Here is a 25,036-nt window from a genome sequence, read left to right on the forward strand (position 1 = left end):
TGTGGCGGGCCGCTGGATGCCCGCCCGGCGCTCTCAAGCGTTTCCAGACGCACTTCCCGCCTGATCCCGACCGACTGACCAGGAGGCCGATATGACTCCCGTATGCGATTTGTGCGACACGTTCCCCGAGCAGATTCAAGTGCTCGAACCCGTGTTGAAGTCATATGGCGGCGCATCGGCCTTTTACGGCCAGGTGGAAACCATCCGCACCCACGAAGACAATTCGCGCGTTCGAGAAGCAGTCAATGAGCCCGGATCGGGCCGCGTACTGGTCGTTGACGGTGGTGGATCTTTGAAACGGTCGTTGCTGGGCGGCGACCTCGCCGGCAAGGCCGCCAATAACGGCTGGGCGGGCGTCATCGTCAATGGCGCCGTTCGCGATGCAGCGGAGCTGGAGACAGAAGCGCTCGGCGTTCTCGCCCTGACGCTGATCCCGATGAAAACCGAAAAGCGTGATCTTGGCGTGCGCGGCGTACCGGTCACTGTGGCGGGCGCCGTCGTGCGCCGTGGCGACTGGCTCTATGCTGACCGGGACGGCGTTATCGTCTCCACCGAGCCGCTGCACTTGCAAACCTGAAACGATAGGAGCGCCTCATGAGCGTCGCCCCCGAAGGCCTGATTATACACGGCCCGATGAAGCCCGGATTTGAAGAGATTCTGACACCGGACGCGCTGACCCTGCTCGCTGACGTACATCGCCGCTTCGACAGCGCGCGCCTCGCCCTCTTGCAAGAGCGGCTCGAGCGCCAAGCGCGTCTGGATTCCGGCGAAGAGATCCTCGATTTCCCAAAGGAGACCCAAGCCATCCGCAAGGGCGACTGGACTGTGCCCGCCGCCCCCGCCGACCTCCAGGATCGCCGGGTGGAGATCACCGGCCCTGTGGATCGGAAAATGGTCATCAACGCGCTGAACTCTGGCGCGAAATGCTTCATGGCCGATTTCGAGGACGCCTCGACGCCGTCCTGGGAGAATATGGTTGAAGGCCAGATGAATTTGCGCGACGCCAATGCGCGCACAATCGCTTTTACCGATGAAAAATCCGGCAAATCCTATGCACTGAAAGATGATCCGGCTGTATTGATCGCCCGGGCGCGCGGCCTGCATCTGGACGAAGCGCATGTGACGGTGGACGGCGCGCCGGTGTCGGGCGGCTTCTTCGATTTTGTCCTCTACCTTTTCCACAACCATGCCAGCACGGCGAAAAACGGCTCCGGGCCTTATTTCTACATCCCCAAGCTCGAAACACGGTTTGAAGCGCGCCTGTGGTCGCTGGTGATCCGGCATTGTGAGGAATATCTGGGCTTACAGCGGGGCACTGTGCGCATCACCGTGCTGATCGAAACCCTGCCGGCGGCCTTCGAACTCGACGAAATTCTCTATGAACTGCGTGAGAATATCACCGCCTTCAACGCGGGCCGCTGGGACTACATCTTCAGCTATATCAAGCGGCAGAAATCAGACAGCGGCAAAGTCTTGCCGGATCGCGCGCAGGTGACCATGGCCGCCCCGTTCATGGCGGCCTACGCCCAGCGCGTGATCGCCGTCTGCCATCGCCGCGGCGCGCACGCCATGGGTGGCATGTCCGCCTTCATCCCGGTCAAAGGCGATGACGCCGCCAATGAGGCCGCGGTCGAGAAGGTGAAAGCGGACAAGACCCGTGAAGCCAGCATTGGCCATGACGGCGCCTGGGTGGCTCACCCGGCGCTCGTGCCAGTCGCCATGGCGGCGTTTGACGCCGTAATGCCTGGCCCTAACCAGCTCGACAAAAAACCAGAGGCCGATGAAGACCGCGTCGCGCTGACCGAGCCCTGCGAAGGCACGATCACCGAGGCAGGTCTATACGGCAACGCCGATGTGGCGATCCGCTATATCGCAAGCTGGCTGCAAGGTCGAGGCGCGGCGCCGATCCACAATCTGATGGAAGACGCCGCTACAGCGGAAATCTCCCGCGCGCAGCTCTGGCAATGGCGCACCCATGGCGCGAAGACCGATGATGGCCAGCTGATCGACGCTGATCGCATCAAGAGCGTAATCAACAAGGCCTCTGACGCTATCAAGCTGGAAGTCGGCGAGAACGCCTGGGCTGGCGGACGCTTCTCAGAGGCCGCTGAAATTCTGACGGACCTGGCGCTCAGCGACACGTTTGAGGAATTCCTCACCCTGCCCGCCTATCAGAAAATCCAATCGCGTTGATTGGATGAATTAACGTTTGAGGGCGGCCTTCGGGCCGCCTTTTTTTTGTTTGGCGACAGTCATGCACTTTCAAACCGGCCCCACATAAGACAAGGGCCGGAGCTTTCGCTCCGGCCCTCGCCATCCTCCCTGACTGGTCTTTTTTCGCCAATCAGTTGTCGTGATATTACCACTCCGTGCGCAGAGTGACGCCCCAGGTTCTGGGAGCACCCATAAACGCGCCGAAGCCGCCCGTCTGAGCAAACTGATCAAACGCAACCTGTGCATAGGCTTCGTCGGTCAGGTTCCGGCCCCAGGCTTCCAGAGACCATTGTCCATCAGCCTGCGACAGGCCGACACGCGCATTCAAGATGGTGAAGGCGTCCTGAAGCTTTTCCGGGTCCAGGTCAGAGCCCGTATTGTATTCGCTGACATAACGGGCATCCAGGCTCGCCAGACCCCAGATTTCGCCAAAGAGCGGACGCTCATAGATGACCTGTGCGGTCAGGAAGTTCTCCGGTGACAGAGAAATCTGGTTGCCGCGTAGATTCGGCGCGATCGAGGCTTCATCGCCATACTCGGCGTTCACATACGCATAGCCGCCCGAGATATCGAGACCATCGATCGGCGTGGCGTAGGCGAAGTCGATCTCAACGCCATAGCTTTCGATGCTGGCGATAGAGTTCACCACGAAAGCGACGCCATTGAAGGTGTTGAGCTGGAAGTCTTCAACCTCTTGATAGAAGGCGTTGGCGTTCAGCTGCAGCACATTGCCGAAGAGCTGGGATTTGAAGCCCACTTCGTAGGCATCAATGAGTTCAGGCGCAAAGCCGGAATCCACATCGGTATAGCCAAGCACCGGATCAATCGGACCATTAAAGGAGCGGTCCAGATTGAAACCGCCGGCCTTGAAGCCGCGTGAATAGCCCACATAGCCCATGACATCGTCAGAGAAATCATAGGTCAGACGGATCGTACCCGAGATTTGCTCATCGGTGCGCTCCCGGTCAAAGCCAGTCTGATCCAAAGATGACCGCGCATAGGGCAGACAGATAAAACTAGCCGCCGTAGCGAGACCGGTAACAGACGCCGACGGTAGGCCCGCAGCCGTAGCAGCGGCGACCACCCCCGCGACTGGGTCCGGACCGAACGCAGTTTCCAAAGCCCCGCATGCTGCTGGGCTATTAGTATTAAAGGTCGCAAATACGTTTTTGGTCTCATGCGTATAACGCAGCCCCGCCGTCAGGCTCAGATTGTCTGTCAGACGGTAGGTGTTGTGCGTAAAGAGCGCCCAGCTTTCCGCTGTCTGGTCATAGACATCGCCGGCCACACCGGAGCCGCCTGGGATAGCCGATCCCGGCGCCGGGATCGGTAGCACGCCCTGTGCGCCTGGAACCCCGATCAGCGCGGCGACTGGCGCCAGACCGGCCATGGACTGCAGGGTTGCGCTCACGCCCGCTGGCGTGCCCAGCGGCGGCACGGAACCCGCGGTCAGTAGACGGCCCAGATAGGCTTCCCAGTCTTCACCGAAGCGGATGGCGTCGCCCAGCTCCAGCTCTTCATGAGACAGGAAACCGCCGACCAACCAGTCCAGATCGCCCCAGATGCCAGTCAGGCGAACTTCCTGGGAGAAACGTGTGAGGTCTGTATAGTTGGCATCCGCGCGATAAGCGATGTCCGCCGTAGAATAATCAATGTCCTGGGTCCGGCTGTTTTCCCAGTTACGCCATGAGGTCACAGAGGTCAGTGTCCCGATAGGCATCTCAATGTCGAATTCAGCCGAAATACCCTTATCGTCGACACTTTGCTGGTATTCGCGGTTGGCGAAAGCCACCCGCGCTTCAGGGTCGGCCGGTTGCAAGACCTGACCACCGACAGAGCCGACGAAGACCGCCGGCGTCGCCGCATAATCCCACTGCACGGCGGAGCAGCACAGCTCTTCGCGGCTGGAATAATCCGCAATGATCCGGCCTTCCACGGAATTGCTCGGGGTCCACAGCGCTTGAGCGCGGAAGGTGTAATAGTCCTGCGTCTCAGATTCCGTGACCTCTGCCGGGCCGTTGTTGTCGTCCAGGATCAGCTGTTGATACCCGTCTCGCTCGCCTTTCGCGGCAAACAAGCGGAACGCCAGAACATCTTCAATGAGCGGACCGGTGATGGAGCCGCTGAAACGCGAATAGCCGTAATCACCGACAGACGCTTCCAGGTTGCCGCCATATTCATACTCAGGCGCCGCTGTGACCACGTTCAGAACGCCCGCGGAGGTATTCTTGCCAAACAGAGTGCCCTGCGGACCGCGGAGCACTTCAATGCGTTCAATTTCGCCCAAATCGCCGAAGCCAACGCCGTTACGTGAGCGGAACACGCCGTCGATGTAGACGCCCACCGAGCTTTCAAGACCAAAGTTGTCGCCTACAGTACCGATGCCACGAATACGCGCGGTCGTGATCGTTTCAGACTGGGTCGAGGTGACCATCAAACCCGGCGCGATCGAGATCAGATCCTTGATATCCTTCACGCCGGCGTTGGCGAGCGCATCAGTATCGTAGGCGCCAATAGAGATCGGCACATCCTGAGCGCTTTCTTCACGCTGCTGAGCCGTCACAGTAATGACGTCGACCGTACGACGATCGCCACCGCCGACTTGATCGAAAACCTGAGCTTGCGCAGCTGCGCCCAGCACCAAAGTGGATGCGGCCGCATACAGAGCGGTGCGCGTGAACTTAGACAACATGAATCAGTCTCCTCCCTACTCAGCGTGCCCGGCTTGACCGGTAACTTTTAGGCGCGCAGCCGCGCCATTCATCGCTGACTAATGTCCATACAAACCTGACTGATTTTGCAGAGGCATGGAAGCACCCAACAGCGCTTAAGCATTCTCTCAGAGGCCATATGAGGTGCTTTTTTGAATTTTGATATACAACTGTTGCGGCACAGTCACGATGACGCGAACGTCAATCTATGCTGCAATTGCACAATAAATTGGAATATTGACTAAAAAGCACATCGCGATCGCAGCAAAATCTGGGAACAGGCTCGCAATTAGAATCATTCAAACAATCAAAACAAAAGGCCGATTCCTTTCGGAACCGGCCTTTCGCATCTGCAGCTAAGTCGCGAAGTGGGAGCTTACCACTCCGTACGCAGGGTCACGCCCCAGGTCCGCGGCGCCCCGAGGAAGGCCGCGTAGCTAGCGGTTCCGCGTGCATCAAGCGACGTGCCCGAACCTGCACGGCGCCCTTGAGCGAAGGCGTCGATCGCAACCTGCGCGTAGGTCTCGTCAGTGAGGTTGCGCCCCCACAGCTCGACCGACCAGGCGCCGTCCTCACGGCCAAGGCCGAGACGGGCGTTCACCGTAGTGAAAGCGTCCTGCACCTTCTCCGGATCCAGATCAGAACCGGTATTGTACTCAGACGCCCAGCGCGCATCCGCGCTGGCGCTGACCAGCAGGTTGTCGAAAACCGGACGGGAATAGATCACCTGGGTGGTGAAGGTCTGATCAGGAACCAGCGAGAAGTCCTGGCCTTGCAGCGCATCCACCAGCGGGTCGCCCGTATTCACCTCGGTATACTCGGTGTTCGTGTAGGCATAACCAGCCGTCAGATCGAGCCCCTCGATGGGGGTGGCGTAAAAGAAGTCCAGTTCCACGCCATAGGTTTCAGCTTCATCGATGCTCTCAACCACAAAGGCGATGCCGTTGAAGGTGTTGAGCTGGAAGTCGCCGACTTGCTGGAAAAACGCCGAACCGTTGAGCTGGACCACATTGCCGAACAGCTGGGACTTGAAGCCGATTTCGTAGGAATCCACGGTTTCAGCCGCAAAGGAGTTGTCCGAGTTCAGATAACCGTCTGCGCCGATCGGGCCATTGAGCTGGCGGTCCAGATTGAAACCGCCCGCCTTGAAGCCGCGCGAATAGCCGCCGAAGACCATGACGTCATCATTGATGTCATAGGTCAGACGCAGGGTGCCAGACACTTCCTCGTCCGTGCGCGCGTTATCATAACCGTTCGCGTCCAGACCGGTCCGCGCATACGGCAGACAGATATTGGCGATGGCGGTGGCGCCGCCCTGAATGGTTGCCGCCGGCAGGTTTTGCGCGGCGCCTGCGGCGATGAAACCATTGATCGGATCGAAACCAAAAGCCTGCTCGACGGCCGCACAGGCCAGCGGCTGGTTGGTGTCAAAGGTCGCGTAAACGTCCTTGTTTTCATGGGTGTACCGCAGACCTGCGGTCACCGTCAGGTTATCTGTCAGACGATAGGCGTTGTGCGTGAACACAGCCCAGCTGTCCGCTGTCTGGTTATACACATCCTGATTGACGCCTTGGCCGCCCAGGAACGCAGAGCCGGGAGGGATGTTGATCAGACCGCCAGTCAGCTGAGCCAACACAGCGCTGACGCCTGCCGGCGTGCCCAGCGGCGGCACGGTGCCAGCTGTCAGAGAGCGGCCCAGGAAGGCTTCCCAGTCATCACCGAGACGGATGGCGTCGCCCAGCACCAGATCTTCATGCGAGTAAAACGCACCCACGAGCCAATCGAGATCGCCCCATTGACCGTTCAGTCGCACTTCCTGTGACAGGCGCTCGATGTCGGTATAGTTGTTCTCGATGTCCCGATACGCCAGATCCGCGCTGGTGTAGTCGATATCCTGGCTGCGCTGGTTCGCCCATGTGCGATAAGCGGTGACAGTCGTCAGGGTGCCGATGGGCAATTCAATGTCGAATTCAGCCGACAGCCCCCAGTCTTGCACCATCTGCGCGTATTCACGGTTGGAGAACGCCACTCGAACATCGGGGTCGGCCGGAAAGAGCGCCTGGCCGCCGACTGAGTTCACCAGAGCGACCCCGGCCGTCGTGTAGTCCCAGGAGGTTGCGGAGCAGCACAACTCATCACGCTCGGTGTAGTCAGCGATCAGACGACCAGAAACAGTTTCGCTGGGCGTCCACTCCAATTGACCTCGAACAGACCAGTAATCCTGTGTCTCGGAGTCCATCTTGTTGAGCTGGCCGGCATCGTCTTCAACATACAGGTCCATGAACCCGTTGCGATGGCCCTCGACCGCGAAAATGCGCCCCGCGAGGACGTCTTCGATGATTGGGCCGGTCAGGTGTGCGCTGACACGTGAATAGCCATAATCTCCGAAGCTAGCTTCAACAGAAGCGCCCGGCTCAAATTCCGGACCGGCGGTGACGATGTTCAGAACGCCGGCTGAGGTGTTCTTGCCGAACAGCGTGCCTTGCGGGCCGCGCAGCACTTCGATGCGCTCAAGCTCGCCCAGATCGTTGAACCCAACACCGTTGCGCGCGCGGAACACGCCGTCGATGTAAACGCCGACCGAGCTTTCCAGGCCGAAATTGTCGCCCACAGTGCCGATACCGCGAATACGTGCGGTGGTGATGGTTTCAGACTGCGTCGAGGTGACGATCAGGCCCGGCGCAATCGCCTGCAAATCCTTGATGTCGCGAACACCCGCATTGGCGAGCGCTTGGGTGTCGTAGGCGCCAATGGAAATCGGCACATCCTGTGCGCTTTCTTCCCGCTGCTGCGCCGTCACCGTGATCACGTCAACCGTACGGCGTTCACCGCCGCCGACCTGATCAAAAACTTGTGCTTGAGACGCTGCGCTGAGCGTCAGGCTCGACGCCGCTGCAAGCAAGGCGATCCGCTTGAAGGATGCTGCCATGAAGACTCTCCCTGATTGAACGCAATCCTCATCGGATTGCTTGTGTATGTGATTAGCGTGTGGCTGAGACGGCCGGACCATGACTGATTTGCAACGCAATAAAAAGATGCTGCATGCGCGCCATGCATCCGAGAATGGCGAAAAAAGCTGTATTTGTTTGAATAATTTATTACCGATGCGGCGCAGCAACATACGGCAGTCCACACGCCTGTGTTTTCCCGCCGTTTTGCACGTAAGACACGGTTACGCTCTGACAACGCCTTCAAGGTTAAGCTAGAGGTGAACCAAGGAGACATCTGGGCGTGAACGACGACGTGATGACCCAGCTCAAGCGCCATCTGGCGAGCGCTGAGCAGATTGACGTAAGCCGCTACCAGTTCGTGAACATGGACCGGGTGCGCGATGCGGCGGGCGATCGATGGCCGGAATGGCGCGAGCGGGTCTTCATCGCCTCTCGCTCCATTATCGACAAGCGGGTGGCCGAGGACGATCTGATCATTCAATGCGCCAGCGGGTATCTGGTCATCTTCAAAGCCCTGTCAGGACCGCAGGCGCAAAAGCTGACCAACAAGATCAGCCATGAAATGGAACAATTCTTCCTTGGGGAATCCTTCATCAACCAGCTCAAGGTTGAAGCCAAAAGCGAACAGCTGAGCGTTGAGGAATTCGCCGCGACGATGGCGTCCGCCGAGATTGATGAGCCCCGTCAATCCAAAACCGTCCAGACCGAGCCCAACCAGAACAAGGCTTTCTCACTGTTTTACCAGCCAGTTTGGGACAAGAAGCGCGAAGCGGTCGCCAGTTACTTCGTGCGCGCTGTGAATGCAGACGTGGACTCGCCCTATCAGGCGCGAAACACCGACCTGATGCTCACCGACCTCAAGCCAGACGCGCGTCTGGCGGTGGACATGGCGGTGCTTGGCGACGCCGCAGAAGCGCTGGAAGACCTCGTTCGAACAGGTACTCGCTGCGCCTTGATCGTGCCGGCTGGCTACACCTCGCTGAGCAATCCGCGCACACGTTCTCAATATGTCATGGCGCTGGCCGACCTGCCGAGCGAACTGCGGCAGCTTGTCTGGGTTCAGATCAAGGACGCCCCTGCGGATCCGCCCTCAACCGTGCTGGATGAAACCTTGCGGATCCTGCGCTCGCAGAGTGCGAAACTCTATGTGCATGTGCGCACGGACTGGCCGTATTGGAGTCGTTTCGAGAATCTGGGCGTGGACGCCATCGGCGCAGACCTGCCCGAACGCCTGACCGAAAATGACCGTCTGGACATCGAGCGCTTGCTCGCCAGTGCAAAACGCGGCGGCAGCGCGGTTTATTTCAACCGGGTTGAGAGTTGGGAGACGTTTCGCGCAGCGACGCGGACCGGAGCGCAATTGTTCGCGGGACGCGCCGTCGGGCAATTGCCCCATCCGGCAGCGCCCTTCCGGCTCACACGCGCCCGGCTGCTGAACTCGGCTCGATAACCTCCCTCTTGCCCTTAAGCAGTTCAGGGCCCTACGGTGCCAGATCAGAGATTTGGAGCGTCCATGATGAACCGTTTACTGCTTGCCTCGCTGGCCTGCGCGCTGGCGACCCCTAGCGCTTTCGCGTCGACACAAGCGGCTGGCGGCCCGTTGCAAGCCGCCGACATTTTCAGTCTGGAAATGGCGAGTGACCCGCAAATCAGCCCAAATGGTCGACTGGTCGTATATCAGCGCCGCTCCAACGACATCATGACCGACCGGACGCGGTCCGCGCTGTGGATTGCGCCCTATGACGGCGGCTCGAACCGACCGTTGATCACCGGCGCTGGCGATTATTCCTCGCCACGCTGGTCTCCGGATTCAAGCCAGCTTGTCTATATCGCAAACGAGGACGGGCAGAGGCTTCTGAAGACCGTGTGGGTCGATAGCGGACGCAGCGCCACACTGGCCCATTTGCCAGGCGGCGCAGGAAATCTCAGCTGGTCACCGGACGGACGCTGGATCGCCTTCACAATGTTCATGAACACGCCCGAGCCGCAGGTTGACATCGGCATGCCCGCTCAACCGCGCGGGGCCGAATGGGCGGATCCGGCTCTGGTGGATGAAACCACACGCTATGAGTTTGACGGCGCAGGTGAGCTGCCCTCCGGATTCACACAAGTTTTTGTCGCCCCCGCAGACGGAGGCGCTCCACGGCAACTGACCCAAGTGGACGACGGATCCATATCCGGCGTCAGCTGGGGCCCGGACTCTCAGGCGCTGTATTACTCGCTCGGGGGACGGCAAGCGGATGGTTTTGATTTCCGTGAAGCCGATATCTACTCAATCGCGCTTGATGCGTCCGAACCGGTGCAGATCACCGATTATCCCGGTGGAGAATCCAGCCCGCGTATCTCACCGGACGGCGAAACGCTCGCTTATCTCTCCACCCCGCGCGTTGAAACCTCACATGCGGACACGGATCTGAAAGTCGTTTCACTCAACGGCGGTGAGCCGCGTGAGCTTCTGTCTGATCTCGACCGCGGCATAGACCAGGCCGAATGGGACGAACGCGGGCGCGGCCTGTGGGTCCGCTTTGACGATCGCGGCCATACCATTCTGGGCTATGCAGGGCTGAACGGCGGGCTGGACCGGATCAATGACGATCTGGGCGGAACCACATTTGGCCGCCCCTATACCTCTGGTTCCTTTTCCGTGTCGGGCAATGACCGCTGGGCCGCCACCGTGGCCAGCGCCACCGACCTCGCCAATGTGGGCGTCGGCACACGGCGCGGCCTCGCAAACCGTCTCACCGATGTGAACGCGGATGTTCTGGGCCTCCGCGATCTCGCCGAAGTCGAACGCTTCACCTGGAACAGCTCAGCAGATGGTCAGGAAATCGAAGGCTGGATCGCGTATCCGCCCGGCTTTGATCCCAGCCAGACCTATCCGATGATCCTTGAAATCCATGGCGGCCCGCACACCGCCTATGGCCCGCAATTCTCCGGCGAGGTCCAGCTCTATGCGGCCGCGGGCTATGTGGTGCTCTATACCAATCCGCGCGGCTCGACCTCTTATGGCGAAACCTTCGCCAACGAGATCGACAAGGCTTATCCGGGTCAGGACGTGGATGACCTTCTGTCTGGTATTGACGCTCTGATCGCGCGCGGCTTCGTGGATGAAGAGCGCCTGTTTGTCACCGGCGGTTCAGGCGGCGGCGTTCTGACCGCCCAGCTGATCGGGGTGACCGATCGCTTCGCCGCGGCGGCGGTGGGCAAGCCGGTGATCAACTGGACCAGCTTTACGCTTGCCGCTGATATCGGCCCGAGCATCTATCGCTACTGGTTCGGCGTGACGCCCTGGGAGGCGCCGGAGGAATATTGGCGCCGCAGCCCGCTCTCACTGGTGGGCAATGTGGAGACTCCCTCGCTGGTGTTTGTGGGCGGTGAAGACCGACGCACGCCGGTGTTCGAGGCCGAGCAATATTACAATGCGCTTCAGATCCGCGGGATCGATAGCCGCCTGGTGCGCATTCCCGGCGCCTATCATGGCATCGCCGACAGCCGTCCCTCGCGCCTGTTGCAGAAGGCCGGTCACGTGCTCGCCTGGTTCGAGCAGTACGATCCGGCGAATGCAGAGGCGGAATGACCGAACGCGATCCCGAGGCGGAGGCGCGCGGCGCCACCGCCATTGCGGGCATTTATGAGCGTCACGCCGCGTCTTTTGACGTCCGACGCCGGCAGTCAGCAACATTTCTGGAAGCGGGCTGGATGGCCCGCTTTCTTGCATTGGCCAACCCAAGCGGCTGCATCCTTGATCTGGGGTGTGGAGCGGGCTTCCCCCTTGCAGCGCACCTGATCGAAAAGGGCTTTAAGGTCGAGGGCGTAGATATTGCACCGGCCATGATCGCGCTATGTCGTCAGCACTGGCCCGAGCAGAGCTGGCGCGTCGGCGACATGCGCACCGTGGCGCTCTGCGGCCCCTATGCCGGCGCAATCGCCTGGCATTCCAGCTTTCATTTGCCCGGTGAGGATCAGGCGCAGCTCATCGCGCGCATCGGTCCGGCGCTGACGCCGGGCGCACCCTTCATGTTCACCAGCGGAGACGACGATGGCATCGCTTGGGGCGACATGTTTGGCGACCGCCTGTTTCACGCCAGCCTCGCCCCGGCCCGGTTCGAGACCGCACTGGAGAAGGCCGGGCTGGAGCTGGTCGAGCGCCGCTTCAACGATGAGACCTGCGGCGGCGCGGGCGTCTGGCTGGCGCGTAAAGCTTAGACCTGCCCGCTGGGACGCGCCTTGCAGGCGTCTCGCCATTTGGTGAGCGCTTCGAGATCGCCGCCCGGAACCATCTTCACCCAGGCCGCAAACTCTACAAAGACGAAAGCGGTGATGTCCGCGAAGCTGAACGTATCCCCCGCCAGCCAGGGCGTTTGAGTCAGTCGTTCATCGAGCGTTTTGAAAAATCTTTGGCCGCGAAGCATGCCCCGCTCGGCGAGTTGCGGAATTTGCGGCACCGGCGCCGGTCCCGGCAGCGCCCGGTCCTTCATGGATTTGGAGGTGTTGCGCAACACCTCCATAACGCTGATCAGCCCTTCGAACTCGGATCGCCACACCCATTCGGCCACACGCGCCTGCTCGATCGGACTCACCCCCAGAAGCGGCGGATCGGGATAGACCGCTTCGAGATAGCGCACGATCGAGGCGTTCTCGCACAGGCTCTCCCCGTTATCGGTCACCAGCACGGGAACGGTGCAGCCGGGATTGACCGCCATGAAGTCATCGCTGAATTGCGCGCCGGAACGCAGGTCGACCTCGATCGTCTCCACATCAATGCGCTTTTCAGCAATGACCATACGCGCCCGGCGCGGGCTGGGCGCGGTGGCGCAATCATAGAACTTCATGGACGGTCCTCCCTGTTTGGCTGGCGTCACTCGGCGAACGCCTGCGGGCGAGTATCCGCGACGCCCAGGCGCGCTTCAATCTGCGCGCCCAGCGCCAAGATCACGCCTTCGTCAAACAAGGGCGCCCAAAGCGAGCTGGCGTAGGGCACGGTGAAGGTTTCACCGCTGTCATCCGCTGGCGCACCGAAGATCGTTCGGGTCGGCTGCTCGACAAAACCCGACCGGAACGCCAGCTGAGGATGCCCGGTATAGTTGGTGATCAGCAGCATGCCGCCGGCGAAGTTCGGACCGATGATGGCGTCAAAGCCTTCAAAAGTCTCCGCCATCATCGTCATGGCTTTGCGGCGCAAGCGATCGGCGTTGACCATGTCCACAGCGCTGGCGAACCGCGCGCGACGGAATGTGTTGGGCCAGGCGGCGTCGTCCTGCCATCGTAATTGATCGTCGAGATCTTCCAGCGTCAGAGTTTCAAACGCCGCAGCCGCTTCGCATTCCAGCTGGATCAGCATGGTGTCCCAGGGCTGCTCGTCAATCTCGAACGGGACCAGCTCGACGCCCAGCGCACGGGCCGCATCCAGCGCTGCGCGGTCGGGATCGGCGGCGGCCTCGAACCAGGCCGGGTTATACCCGAGGCGCAAGCCGGTCAGGTCGCGCGTGAAATCCGCCTCGAACCCGTGATCGAAAGAGGACGCATCCCCTGCATCCCCGCCATTGATGACAGCAAGCACCAGAGCGGCGTCCGCAGACGAGCGGACGATCGGGCCGATCTTGTCGAGGGACCAGCACAGCGCCATGGCGCCGGTGCGCGCCACTCGCCCGAAGGTCGGGCGCAGGCCCGTCGTGCCGCAACGATGCGACGGCGAGACGATCGAGCCCAGCGTTTCGGTGCCGATAGAAAAGCTGCACAGCGCCGCCGCCGTGGCGGATGCGGGCCCGGCCGAGCTGCCCGAGCTTCCCTCATTGGGGTTGAAAGGATTGCGCGTCACCCCGTCAAACCAGATATCGCCATAGGCCAGCGCGCCTGATGTCGCCTTGCCCAGAAGCACGGCGCCTGCCTCTTCCAGACGCTGAGCGACCACAGCGGTCTCCTCGGCCACACGGTCCTGATAGATGGTCGCGCCCCAACTGGCGCGGACATCGGCGACATCGATAATGTCCTTGAGCGCATACGGGAGGCCATGGAGCGGACCGCGCACCACGCCGCGGGCGCGTTCAGCGTCCATCTGAGCAGCCTGACGGCGGGCATGGTCCGCCGTGACCGTGACATAGCATTCCAGAGCGTCGCCATGACGGGCGATACGATCAAGATAGATCTCGGTCAGTTCGACGCTCGTCAGCGCTCCCGACGCCATCCAACTGGACTGTTTCCAGCTGGGCGAGAAGGCGATAGCCGCAGGGTCTGACGGTTTGGGGCCAGCGTTCAGCGGCAACCCGGAAACGAAATTATCTTGCGCTCGATAAGTCACGCCCGGCAGGCGCGGATCAAAGGTCAGTGCGGGCGCCAGGTCATTGGGTTTGTCCACAGCGCGCAGGCGCTCGGCGCGTGACACCCAAGCCTCAACGCCATTTAACATCTGCTCGCGTTCGGACGCTGTGTAGGTCACCCCCATCATACGCTCGGCGCCAGACAAGGTCTCTGCGGTGATCGGCGTCTGTTGACGGGCGCTCGCCGCAGAAGCGGCCAAACCGCCGGCGCCCGCCCCCGCCAGCAATCCAAGAACCGTACGGCGCGTATTCATTGATTCAGTCATGAGGCCCCCTCTGAGATGTTCAGCTCCGGTTCAGCCGCCGGGTTGTTCATCTCTGTTAACGGCGCTGCGGCGCCGCGTGTGATGATCGAGGAAAATAGAGTGAAGCGTGTCCCGAAAAAAGACGCAATTCGCCCCTTTTCCGCCTGGTTTTATTTGATTTCGCCCAACTTAGGCTTGATTGTCACGACATGGTTAACTCTTGGGCGCTGTGAACAGACTTACTCAAAAGGGGCCGGACCATGAACGAACAATCCCTGCGCAATACGATAGAGACCCAAGATCGGCCGATCACGAACAACCTTCTCGGTTTCAACCGGGGACGGTCGGAGGATGCGGACGAGGTCATGGATACTGAAATTGATCGCAAGACCCATCAGATCGTGGATCGACTGACGGATGCGTATTACCGCGCCTCGGCCTGTTTTGACGCCTATCTGCATTTTCGACAGACGCGCGGGCGGATGTTTGAAGAAGCCTTGCCGCGCGACAAATGGATCAATCGCTCTGCGACCTATCCGGAAAGCCATATCATGCACTTCTCCATCCTAGCCGGGATGGTGCTCGTCGAGGGGCTGATCAACGCATACTTCTTCTCCAAAAGCTCAGACCTGGGCCTGTTGGGCGGCTGGATCCAAGCCATCACCGTGGCCTTCACCAATGTCATCACCGCCTTCTTCCTGATCGGGTTTCTGGGGTTGCGACTGCTGCAGAACCCTGACCGCCCCTTCTCCTTCGCCGCGGCCATTATCGGCACGCCCTTGGCTTTGGGTTTCGTGGTCTTTCTCAACTACACCGCCGCGCTGTACCGCGATTTGCTGGAAGTCAACGCCGCCACTCTGGCGCTCGGTGATCTGGCGGAGCCAACCGGAGCAATCCTGGCGCCCGTGAGTTCCGCCATGGCGGGGACCGGCATCCAGACGCTAGAAGGGCTCTTGTTGTTTGGACTGGGCGTCACCTTCGCCGCGATTGCGGCCTTCAAGGGCGCAACGTTTGACGACCGTCTGATCGGCTATGGCACGGCCCAGCGCCGTGCGATCAACGCGGCGGCGCATTTGTCTGGCGTGCTCAAGCAATTGCCGCATACGCACCGCGAAAACACTGAAAGCGCGGTCGAGATCGAAGAAAGCCTGAGCGGGCCGACGCGTCGTGAGGCGATCGCGCTCAAGCGCAAGATCGACAAGTTTTTCGCCGCCGACAATTCGCGTTCGATCCAGCTTTACGAACAGGCGGCGGACACCGATCTCACCGACACAGCGGAGACGAGCGGGTCGGATAAACCGCCTTTTCCGGCCCGATAACGTCTAGCCATAAGCAGGCGGGCGCCCCATGATGCCCTTCGCTATCGGCTGGCAGAGGGGGCGTCAGACATATGCGCGGCAAGGATCTCCTGGGCATCATCAATATTCTGATCGTGGTCGGCGTGCTCGGTGCGATCAGCTACGCGGCCCTCGTGCTGCAACCGCCCGAATATGATCCCAATACGCTCTGTCTCAGCGGCGAGCAGCCCGCCCATATGGCGCTCGTGATCGACAAGACCGACCTGTATTCCCCGGAACAGGCCGCCCGCATCGAGCAACTCGCGCTCGACAGCCGCGACCGGCTTGAAATCGGCGAGCGTCTGTCTTTGTACGAGCTGGATGCGCGCGGAGAGCTGATCAACACCAATAGTTTCTCGCTGTGCAATCCTGGCCGCGGCGACCAGATCAATCCGCTTTATCGCAATCCGGCCCGGGTTGAGGCGCGGTATCAGGCCTTGTTTGAAGGACCGCTGCAAAGCGCCCTCGCCGATCTTGTAGAGCCCAAGGAAAGCCCGGCGAGCCCCATTATCGAAGCGCTGGCCGACCTGGCGCTTGAACAGGGGTTTGACCCCAACACCCCGCGCCGCACGGTCATCCTCGTCTCTGACATGCTTCAGAATTCTCGCCTGTTTAGCGTCTATGGCCGCGCCCGGTCAGACCTTGAAAACCGCCTGCCGCCACCCGGACGTGTAGCGGCGCTCATCGAGGATGAATATGGCGACGTGCTCGCCGGCGTCCGGATCGAAATCTATCTGATCGAACGTCGGGGATGGAGCAACGAACAGCGCGATCTGCTGCAAGCCTATTGGTCGGAAGTTTTCCGTCAGCTGGGCGTTCGGAATGATTGGCGGACGCTCTGAACGCCCGCCATCACTTCATGCGTCAGAGCTAATCTGATCTCAACATGCAAGCACGGGACACGCGCATTTATGCAGCCGCTTGCGCTGGCTTGACGTCCGCCGTACGGGCCAGCGCGCGGATCGCCTCGCGATCAGCTTCTTCACGGAAATCCCAGCGCGACCCGTCAAGGATGCGAATATCGGTGATACCGACAAAGTTCAGCACCTGACGCAGATAAGGCGTCGCGAAATCCACGCCCGAATCCAGCGGCACGCCGCCCGACGCGACCACGATCCAGGCCGTTTTGCCGATCAGCAAACCTTTAGGCCCCGCTTCGGAATACCGGAAGGTTTCGCGCGCACGAGCGATCTGATCGATCCAGGCTTTCAGGCTGGTGGGGACTGAGAAGTTGTAGATCGGCATGCCGATGACGATCTGATCCGCGGATTTGAGCTCTCCAACAAGCACATCCGAGCCTTCAAGCACATTGCGCTGTGCTTGGGTGCGCTCAGCCGGATCGGTGAAATTCGCGCCGACCCAGTCCGCGTCCACTTGAGGGACGGGGTGTTCGGCAAGGTCCCGCACAGTGACGGAACCGGCTTCGCCCGCCAGGGCCTGAGACAAAAGCTTTGAGAGTTCGCGGCTGACCGAGCCCTCAAGGCGAGCGCTGGAATTGACCTGAAGAATAGTGGGCGCAGACATAGTCACCTCCATCATGTGTAGCGGCGGCGCCGCTTGATGTGAGGAGATATGCCTACGCCCCGATCACGCGTGTAGTCCTGCTTCTGGAAGCTTATTGCTTCCAGAATGGAATTACTCGCTGACGTCCGATTGCGGCGTCTGCGGACGGAAATCTGTGTCACTATTCGCGAGGAACCAGACCATCATGGCCCAGGCGGCGACGTTCTGCGCCATTTCTTCCGGCACGATCTTGTCGAACGTGTCATTGGGCGTGTGGTGGAATTCAAAATAGTCTTCGCCATTTTGCTCCAGCCGCACCATGGGCACACCCATGAATTGCAGCGGGATCATGTCCGGTCCGCCACCGCCCGTATTGTCTCCACGCACCAGACCCAGGCTTTGCAGTTCGCGGTGAATGGCGTCGATTTCGGGCAAGGCGTGCTCGCCCACATTTGAGCGCAGGCGCCAGACTTCACGGGCGCCGAAATCAGATTCCGACCCGATGATGTGATCGCCCACCGTACCGTCTTCCATGCGGGCGTTGGCGTAGGCGCGGGCGCCCACCAGGCCCACTTCCTCGGCGCCGAACAGCACCACGCGGATGGTGCGACGCGGGCGATGTCCGCTTTCCGCGATCAGGCGCGCAGCGGCAGTGACAATTCCCACGCCTGCGCCGTCATCAAGGGCGCCCGTCGCTGTATCCCAGCTGTCCAGGTGCGCACCAATGATGATGATCTCCTCGGGCGCTTCGGAGCCGGTGATCTCGGCGATGACATTGCCGCTCATCACTTCTCCACGCCAACCGGCGTAGGTGCGCATATTGATGGAAACGGTTTCGCCCATCTCGTGCAGGCGCTCGAGCTGGTCCGCATCCGGGGCCGACACAGCCAGGGCCGGAATGTCAGGCAGGCGCCCGTCGGGGAAGCTCATCATGCCAGTATGGGCAAACCGGTTCGTACTGGTGCCAACCGAGCGGATCAGAACACCGAGCGCGCCGCGGTCTTCCGCGAGCACCCAGGCGTCTCGGCGTTTGCGATTAGCCCAGCCATAGCCTTCGCCCGTGCGGCTGGCGACCATGCGGTCATTAACGAAGACCAGCTTGCCTGAAAGCGCATCTTCATCAGCGTCTGACGCCAACAATGCGTCATAGCTGTCAAAAAACACGACTTCTGCTTCCAGCCCGCCTTCGGGCGTCGCACCAGCCCCGCCTAAAGAGATCGCATAGAGTTCCTGCGGATAAGGTGCGGTGATCGCCACTTCCTCATAGATGGAATGCCCGCGCGTCCACAGGTCGAGCTCGAACGGCTCGACGCGGACATTTTCAAACGCCAGCTCTTCGAGCATCTCCACCGCCCAGTCACGCGCTCGCGCTTCTTGAGGCGTGCCCGCAAGTCGGGGGCCGACTTCGGTTGTCAGCGAGCGGGTGATCTCATAGGCCAGATCGCTCTCAAGCGCGGCCTGTCTCAAGGACTGGGCGATCTCTAGATTGTCCTGACCCAGATCAAACGGCTCGGTCTGGGCGTAAGCCAGACCGGCTAGGGATACCAGGGCGGCGACCGTAAAGGTGCGCAACATGATGACTCTCCTCCTCAGAATTGAGGTGACCATAAAGGCGCCCTGCGAAATGGGGAACCTGATCTCGTAGTATGCGATCGGCGCCATTTGCGTTTATAAGTCGTGGCATGACCGAGACCGCTCCAGACTCCAATCAGGCCATGCCCGACACCGACGAAATGCTGACGATTCCGCCCGCTCCTTCTGAAGTGAAGCGAAGCCAGGGCGGGCCGGTGTCTCATGAACCGCCCGCGCCGTCATACGGCGCATATGCGCCCGGGCTGGTTAGCAAGATCGGCCTCGCCATCGGACGCGCCTTGCCGGCCTCACGCGCCGGTTTGCGTCTGGCTGGCGCTGCACGACCGCTGGCGCTCAGCGGCATGAAAGCGGGCGTGGCGGATGTTGAGGCGCTCGGTTTGAAGCTGCGGCTGCACCCGACCGACAATTTGTCGGAGAAGCGCCTGTTCATGACGCCGCAATGCTTCGACCCGGCAGAACTCGAAGCGCTGCGCGGCGTGATGGGACCGGGCAAGACGTTCATGGATATCGGGGCCAATGCAGGCGCTTATGCCCTTGTGGCGGCGCTAGCGGGCGGCGACAAATCGCGCGTTATCGCAGTCGAGCCCCAACGTGAGATGCGTCGCAGGCTCAGCTTCAACGCACGCCAGAACGCCCTAGGCCAGATCGAGATGGCGGGCGTAGCTCTCGCAGACTATGAGGGCGAAGAGCTCATGCGCATGATCTCTGGCAATCATGGTCAAGCCCGTTTGGGCGGGTCTGAAGGTGAAGCCGTTCGCGTCACAACCCTTCTGAGCTTGATGGACGAGCTCAAACTCACCAAGGCTCACGCCATGAAGGTGGATGTGGAAGGCGGGGAAGCCGCCATCCTGTCCCATTTCTTCGCCAAGGCCCCCAAATCGCGCTGGCCGGACTTGCTGATCCTGGAGCGCGCGGACATGGCAGACGGCCGCACGACGCCCGACGCCGCCGCTCTGGCGCTGAGCAAGGGGTATCGCATCCGCCAGAGCACGCGGATGAACGTCATTCTTGATCTGGACGCATCCTAACCCTCCCAACTCCACCGCCCAGAGGACACCTGATGAGCCAGCTTGAACGCATACTTGAAGGCAAGAGCAAGGATCTGGGCGGTTTCTCCGTCACGCGCATCCTGCCGGTCGCGCAGCGCCGTCATGTGGGACCGTTCGTATTTTACGACCAGATGGGGCCGGCGCAGTTCAAGCCCGGCGAAGGCATTAATGTGCGCCCGCATCCGCATATCGGGCTGGCGACGGTCACCTATCTTTTTGATGGCGAGATGGATCACCGCGATTGTCTGGGCGTGCACCAGACCATCTATCCCGGTGACGTGAACTGGATGACAGCCGGCAAGGGCGTCACCCATTCTGAACGCACCGGCGACACAGCCCGCGACAGCGGCCAGTTCATGCATGGCATTCAGGTTTGGGTCGCCCTGCCCGAAGACAAGCAGGAAATCGAGCCTGAATTTCATCACCATGGCGCGGGTGATCTGCCGGCCTTCGAGATCGGCGGCGCTCAGTTCCGGTTGATTCTTGGGAGCGCCTATGGCCACACCTCACCGGTGAGGGTCTACTCGTCCATCGTCTACGCCCATATCGAGGCGGAAGCGGGCACGACGTTTGACTTGCCCGAAGGCCATGAAGAGCTGGCTTTGCATGTGGTTTCAGGCCGCATTGAAACGGCAGGCGAGCCCGTTACCGGGGGCAAGATGGCGATTTTCACGCCCGGCCAGCCCCAAGGGAGCGTCAGCGTGACGGAAAACGTCCGTCTGATGCTGCTCGGCGGCCAGTCCCTGGGGCCGCGCTATATGGAATGGAACTTCGTTTCCACCCACAAAGAGCGGATCGAACAGGCCAAAACCGATTGGCGCGCCTCAATCGCTCAAGGTTTCAAGGACACGCCCTTCCGCATGCCGGTCGAAGAAAACGAATACATTCCCCTCCCCGGCGATCCCGAACCGGGAGAACCACCCGCTTGTACGGAAGAGAACCCCACGAGCTGAGCTTCGAAATAGCGATAAGGACCATGCCGCATCGCCGGGCAGACCTGTATGTCTAAGCGATCAGGTCTTCATCAAGGCGGGTGCGTCGAAGTCTGTCATGTCCACCTGCCAGTCTGCTGACTGCGTAGGCGCGCATTCGCTCTCATACAGGGTGTATGCGCCGTCATACCGTTGGCGGTATAGCGCTTCGGACTCGTCGCCCAGCAACGCCCGGTCCCGCCCGATGCCCCGCTGACGGGCGACCTCTTGAGGGGCATGAAGGCAGATGCGCACATCCCAGTGCGGATTAAGCTCAGGGCGGAGCAAAAATGTGCCCTCCACCACGACGATCTCACCGGGTGTGGCCGAGCGCCAGTCCGGCTTTATCGGCTCATTCTTTTCGAGGTCAAAACTGGCCGACGCATAGCGGCCCGATCCGTTCGGGCCCAGCGGCGCCAAACACATGGCCACCAAGGCCTCAAGGTCGCGGGCATCGCGATAATAGCCTTCGGCGGAATAGCGCCCTCGCGCATACCGTTTGGCGCGAGGATGATGAAAATCATCAAGCTGGACACAGCATGCAGGCCGTCCCTGGTCGATCAAAGTCTGTACGAGCGCGGCGCTGAAAGTGGACTTGCCCACCCCGCTTCGTCCATCCACAGCCACCCTCAAAGCCGGACCGGTGGAGTGCTGCAAGAGCAAACCCTGAGCGATTGCCTGAAGACAAGACAGATAGCCGGACGACGGTGCCATAACGTCATCAAATCGTGAGAGCCGCTAGGTGTAAACGGTATCCGTGAAGCTGACCGCCCCCAAATACAAAACGGGCGCGGTCTGGATGACCGCGCCCGTTCTCATGTCTCGACCCCCAATTCTATTCAGCGGCTGTGGAGCTTGGCCCGCGACGCTGACCGCCCCGGCGATGGCGAGGCTTGTCGCTTCGCGCACCGCCCTCACCGCCCTGACGCGGTTTGCCGGAGCCGCCGCCCCGCTTCTGCCCCGACGGCGCGCCTTCGCTCTGGCCCTGGCCCTGACCGCGGCGACCGCCGCGGCGTCGGCTCTTGGACTTAGCGGCCTCGCCCTTGGGCATGGGCGGCGCATCATTAAGACCGGCGATGGCGACGCCCATGGTCTTCTCGATATCTTTGAGCATGACGCGCTCGTCCGGCGCGCACAAAGCGACAGCCCGACCGGTTGCGCCGGCGCGCGCGGTGCGGCCGATGCGGTGGACATAGTTCTCGGCCACATTGGGCAGCTCGTAATTGACCACCAGATCAACCCCGTCCACATCAATGCCGCGGGCCGCGATATCGGTCGCTACGAGCACCGGCGCCTCGCCTGACTTGAACGCGTCAAGCGCGCGAGTGCGTTGGTTCTGGCTCTTGTCGCCATGAATGGCGTTGGCCTTGTGGCCGTATTTCAACAGACGTTTCGCCACCCGGTCCGCACCATGCTTGGTGCGCGTGAAGATGATCGCGCGCTTGCCCGCTTCTGGGGCCATCAAATCAATCAGCGCTTCGGGTTTGTCGGCGGCTTCAGTGTAAAGCACTTTCTGATCGATCCGCTCCACCGGCTTTGAGGGCGGGGTCACCGCAACCGTTTCCGGATTGGACAGGAAATCGTCCGCCAGCTGGCGGATCGCGGGCGCCATGGTGGCGGAGAACATCAGCGTCTGACGCTCCTTGCCCACCAGGCGCAAGAGCTTGCGGATCGCAGGAATGAAGCCGAGATCCAGCATTTGATCCGCTTCGTCCAGCACCACAAAGCTTGTGAGATCAAGCCGCGCCTTGCGCTCACCGAGATGGTCGAGCAAACGGCCCGGCGTCGCCACCAGAATGTCGACCCCGCGCGCCAGCACCCGGATCTGCGGCCCGGCTTTGACGCCGCCAAAGATCACCGCGCTCGTCAGCTTGGTGTGCGCCGTATAAGCGCGAACCTGCTCTTCGATCTGCGCCGCGAGCTCTCGCGTCGGCGCCAGGATCAAAGCGCGGCAGGACCGGCCGGGCGCCTGTTTGTTTTCGGCCAACAATTGATGGATCAGCGGCAGCACGAAGGCCGCGGTCTTGCCGGTTCCCGTTTGCGCCAGGCCGATCAGGTCACGGCCGGCGAGCACCAGGGGAATGGCGCGCGCCTGAATGGGGGTGGGCGTTTCATAGCCCTCTTCGGCGATCGCCGAGAGAATGGAGTCGTTCAGACCAAAATCTGTAAATCGGGTCAAGGATAACCTCTTAGCAGCGCTCACGGACGATCTCCGGGCGCTATTTCGTTCAAAATATAGACAACTGGATCGTTCAGCCGCCGTTCTGGGACGAATATCGCCCCCGCCCGGACCTCATCACGGGAGTGCGCTCACTCCGACTGATCCGTCGCCGCGCAACCCGGATATTGGGGCGCGTGCATGCGTAGCGCCTCCTTGCGCCCAATCGCGTTAAAAGGCAAGCCGTCTCTACTGAGGCCCATGAGTATAGTGTCGGCTTTACGGGTCATTCTGCGCTATTCGGATTCGGCCGCCGGCACATTCCGGGAGTCCTCCAAGCGAGCATCCAAGACGCTATCGAGCGCTCGCGCTCGCGCAAGCACGTGACGCCGGTCATCCTGCGCCACGATCTGGACCCGCAATTGTCCAAGAAAGGCGGTCTGGAACGCTGCATCGTTTTGCAGACTCTGAAAATCGATGCTCAGGACAGATCGCGAAAACTCATCGGGCCTGTAAAGTCGCCTGACGGGGCCAGCCTCTCCCACCACATCGGTGAGTGACACCGCATCGCGCGCATAGCGCTCGAACCGCTGATCGATCCGGTCCAGCGCCTGCTGATAGGCGGAAAGCGCCTGACGGATCTCAGCATCATCAAGGCCGGCGACGCCGCCAATGGACGCCAGATCATCGAGCACCACCCGAGGCGGGCTGACATCCGGATAACGATCCGCACTAGTGAGACCGCGCCGAATAACCGCTTCGTCCTGGAGTGAAAGAGCGTCACCCCCCGACAGAAGGGCCATCGCCTGATCAAAATCGGACAGGCGGGCCTCCGCGCGCACCAGATCCGCATCCAGCGCCGCCAGGGCCGCATCCACCTCGTCAGCAAGGCGGGTCAGATACGCCGCCTCGGCCGATCGCGCCCGATGCGCTTCACTCCAGGCGCTGATCTGAAAGGCCAGCAGGACGCCTGCCACCACAATGGCGAACTCAACAGCGACGACAACCCAGTTCAGGTCACGCAACTGGCGCGACAGAAGACGCAACATCACAAACACTCTCGGTCTGCTCAAAGCGCCAGTCTAGGCGTCAGCCCGCGATATGGCGACGCCCGACGCAATCAGACAAAGAAAAAGCCCCGGCCGAAGGGCGCGGGGCTTTTTAATTTTGGGTGCGGGGGTAGGATTTGAACCTACGACCTTCAGGTTATGAGCCTGACGAGCTACCGGGCTGCTCCACCCCGCATCAGGGCTGCAACTGTGTTGTTAAACAACAAACTGGCTGCAGAAGCAAACGTCGCGCTATGTCTGACGACGCCAGTCTCAATGACCTTACAAACGGAGATTTTTTTTGCATCGTGTCTAGCGGACCGGGCGGCGACCTACTCTCCCATGCCTTAGGACATAGTACCATTGGCGCAGAAGGTCTTAACGGCCGTGTTCGGGATGGGAACGGGTGTGGAGCCTTCGCTATAACCACCCGGTCGGCAAGACCGATGCATTGTTTTGTAGAGACATGCTGACTTTATTCCTGGTGTATTCAGGATCGGGCTTCATGGGACGAAGCGATCGCCGCCCATGAGCATTGTTGGATCAAGCCGATCGAGCAATTAGTACTGGTCCGCTTCACGCATTGCTGCGCTTCCACTTCCAGCCTATCAACGTGGTGGTCTTCCACGGCTCTGATAGGGATACCTGGTTTTGAGGGGGGCTTCCCGCTTAGATGCTTTCAGCGGTTATCCTTTCCGCACTTAGCTACCCTGCTATGCTGCTGGCGCAACAACAGGTCCACCAGAGGTGCGTCCATCCCGGTCCTCTCGTACTAGGGACAGCTCCTCTCAAGTATCCAACACCCACGGCAGATAGGGACCGAACTGTCTCACGACGTTCTAAACCCAGCTCACGTACCGCTTTAATTGGCGAACAGCCAAACCCTTGGGACCTGCTCCAGCCCCAGGATGCGATGAGCCGACATCGAGGTGCCAAAC

General features: G+C 60.8%; 18 protein-coding genes, 1 tRNA gene and 2 rRNA genes. 9 read left to right on the forward strand and 12 right to left on the reverse strand.

All coding sequences use genetic code 11. The features are described 5' to 3' along the window. Nucleotides 1-91 precede the first annotated feature (91 nt). Nucleotides 92-577 carry a ribonuclease E activity regulator RraA gene (rraA, locus tag ACP154_RS13985; RefSeq protein ID WP_421858069.1) on the forward strand — a complete coding sequence of 162 codons (486 nt, stop codon included), beginning with the start codon at nucleotides 92-94 and terminating at the stop codon, nucleotides 575-577. A 17-nt stretch (nucleotides 578-594) separates the two neighbouring features. Continuing rightward, nucleotides 595-2,193, forward strand: coding sequence for a malate synthase A (gene aceB / locus ACP154_RS13990; RefSeq protein WP_421858066.1), 1,599 nt, complete (start codon nucleotides 595-597; stop codon nucleotides 2,191-2,193). A 166-nt stretch (nucleotides 2,194-2,359) separates the two neighbouring features. Here aceB and ACP154_RS13995 read toward each other — a convergent pair whose 3' ends face one another. After that, a complete protein-coding gene (locus ACP154_RS13995) occupies nucleotides 2,360-4,906 on the reverse strand; it encodes a TonB-dependent receptor (RefSeq protein ID WP_421858064.1) in 2,547 nt (848 codons plus the stop codon). A 395-nt stretch (nucleotides 4,907-5,301) separates the two neighbouring features. Then, a complete protein-coding gene (locus ACP154_RS14000; protein ID WP_421858062.1) occupies nucleotides 5,302-7,854 on the reverse strand; it encodes a TonB-dependent receptor in 2,553 nt (850 codons plus the stop codon). A gap of 302 nt (nucleotides 7,855-8,156) precedes the next feature. On the opposite strand from ACP154_RS14000, the gene ACP154_RS14005 reads away from it, so the two are divergent. The 3 genes from ACP154_RS14005 to ACP154_RS14015 all read left to right on the forward strand — a co-directional run bounded on the left by ACP154_RS14005 (nucleotide 8,157) and on the right by ACP154_RS14015 (nucleotide 12,082). After that, the gene (locus tag ACP154_RS14005) at nucleotides 8,157-9,326 is read left to right on the forward strand and encodes a hypothetical protein (protein ID WP_421858060.1); all 1,170 of its coding nucleotides are present in this window, start codon (nucleotides 8,157-8,159) and stop codon (nucleotides 9,324-9,326) included. Between the two features lie 63 nt (nucleotides 9,327-9,389). Further along, nucleotides 9,390-11,453, forward strand: coding sequence for a prolyl oligopeptidase family serine peptidase (locus tag ACP154_RS14010; RefSeq protein ID WP_421858058.1), 2,064 nt, complete (start codon nucleotides 9,390-9,392; stop codon nucleotides 11,451-11,453). Further along, a complete protein-coding gene (locus tag ACP154_RS14015) occupies nucleotides 11,450-12,082 on the forward strand; it encodes a class I SAM-dependent DNA methyltransferase (protein ID WP_421858056.1) in 633 nt (210 codons plus the stop codon). The genes ACP154_RS14010 and ACP154_RS14015 overlap by 4 nt, the downstream gene beginning before the upstream one ends. Here the strand turns inward: ACP154_RS14015 and ACP154_RS14020 are convergent. Next, on the reverse strand, nucleotides 12,079-12,708 hold the full coding sequence (locus ACP154_RS14020; RefSeq protein ID WP_421858053.1) for a glutathione S-transferase family protein: 630 nt from the start codon (nucleotides 12,706-12,708) through the stop codon (nucleotides 12,079-12,081). The genes ACP154_RS14015 and ACP154_RS14020 overlap by 4 nt on opposite strands. Nucleotides 12,709-12,734: 26 nt before the next feature. Continuing rightward, nucleotides 12,735-14,459, reverse strand: a complete 1,725-nt coding sequence (locus ACP154_RS14025; protein WP_421858050.1) for an amidase — start codon at nucleotides 14,457-14,459, stop codon at nucleotides 12,735-12,737. 239 nt (nucleotides 14,460-14,698) lie between these two features. On the opposite strand from ACP154_RS14025, the gene ACP154_RS14030 reads away from it, so the two are divergent. Both ACP154_RS14030 and ACP154_RS14035 read left to right on the forward strand, forming a co-directional pair. Further along, on the forward strand, nucleotides 14,699-15,757 hold the full coding sequence (locus ACP154_RS14030; protein WP_421858047.1) for a hypothetical protein: 1,059 nt from the start codon (nucleotides 14,699-14,701) through the stop codon (nucleotides 15,755-15,757). 71 nt (nucleotides 15,758-15,828) lie between these two features. Further along, entirely contained in the window at nucleotides 15,829-16,617 is a 789-nt protein-coding gene (locus tag ACP154_RS14035; RefSeq protein WP_107713532.1) for a hypothetical protein, read from the forward strand. A 67-nt stretch (nucleotides 16,618-16,684) separates the two neighbouring features. On the opposite strand, the gene ACP154_RS14040 is transcribed toward ACP154_RS14035, so the two are convergent. Then, nucleotides 16,685-17,299 carry an FMN-dependent NADH-azoreductase gene (locus tag ACP154_RS14040; RefSeq protein WP_421858044.1) on the reverse strand — a complete coding sequence of 205 codons (615 nt, stop codon included), beginning with the start codon at nucleotides 17,297-17,299 and terminating at the stop codon, nucleotides 16,685-16,687. A gap of 111 nt (nucleotides 17,300-17,410) precedes the next feature. Beyond that, complete coding sequence (locus ACP154_RS14045) at nucleotides 17,411-18,853, reverse strand: M20/M25/M40 family metallo-hydrolase (RefSeq protein WP_421858041.1); 1,443 nt, start codon at nucleotides 18,851-18,853, stop codon at nucleotides 17,411-17,413. A gap of 107 nt (nucleotides 18,854-18,960) precedes the next feature. On the opposite strand from ACP154_RS14045, the gene ACP154_RS14050 reads away from it, so the two are divergent. Then, entirely contained in the window at nucleotides 18,961-19,899 is a 939-nt protein-coding gene (locus ACP154_RS14050) for an FkbM family methyltransferase (protein ID WP_421858039.1), read from the forward strand. 32 nt (nucleotides 19,900-19,931) lie between these two features. Beyond that, a complete protein-coding gene (locus ACP154_RS14055; protein WP_421858037.1) occupies nucleotides 19,932-20,873 on the forward strand; it encodes a pirin family protein in 942 nt (313 codons plus the stop codon). Between the two features lie 60 nt (nucleotides 20,874-20,933). Here the strand turns inward: ACP154_RS14055 and ACP154_RS14060 are convergent, their stop codons facing one another. From ACP154_RS14060 to ACP154_RS14085, 6 genes are all read right to left on the reverse strand, one after another. Continuing rightward, nucleotides 20,934-21,605: a uridylate kinase gene (locus tag ACP154_RS14060; RefSeq protein ID WP_421858035.1), complete on the reverse strand. Its 672-nt coding sequence runs from the start codon at nucleotides 21,603-21,605 to the stop codon at nucleotides 20,934-20,936. A 121-nt stretch (nucleotides 21,606-21,726) separates the two neighbouring features. Beyond that, nucleotides 21,727-23,070 carry a DEAD/DEAH box helicase gene (locus ACP154_RS14065; protein WP_421858033.1) on the reverse strand — a complete coding sequence of 448 codons (1,344 nt, stop codon included), beginning with the start codon at nucleotides 23,068-23,070 and terminating at the stop codon, nucleotides 21,727-21,729. A 275-nt stretch (nucleotides 23,071-23,345) separates the two neighbouring features. Next, nucleotides 23,346-24,098, reverse strand: coding sequence for a hypothetical protein (locus ACP154_RS14070; RefSeq protein WP_421858030.1), 753 nt, complete (start codon nucleotides 24,096-24,098; stop codon nucleotides 23,346-23,348). A 119-nt stretch (nucleotides 24,099-24,217) separates the two neighbouring features. Further along, nucleotides 24,218-24,294, reverse strand: a tRNA-Met gene (locus ACP154_RS14075). 123 nt (nucleotides 24,295-24,417) lie between these two features. Further along, nucleotides 24,418-24,532 (reverse strand): 5S ribosomal RNA (gene rrf, locus ACP154_RS14080). Between the two features lie 105 nt (nucleotides 24,533-24,637). After that, nucleotides 24,638-25,036, reverse strand: a 23S ribosomal RNA gene (locus tag ACP154_RS14085); the annotation flags it as partial.

It is taken from the genome of Oceanicaulis sp. (assembly GCF_965249665.1).
In the GTDB taxonomy this organism is placed as follows: domain Bacteria; phylum Pseudomonadota; class Alphaproteobacteria; order Caulobacterales; family Maricaulaceae; genus Oceanicaulis.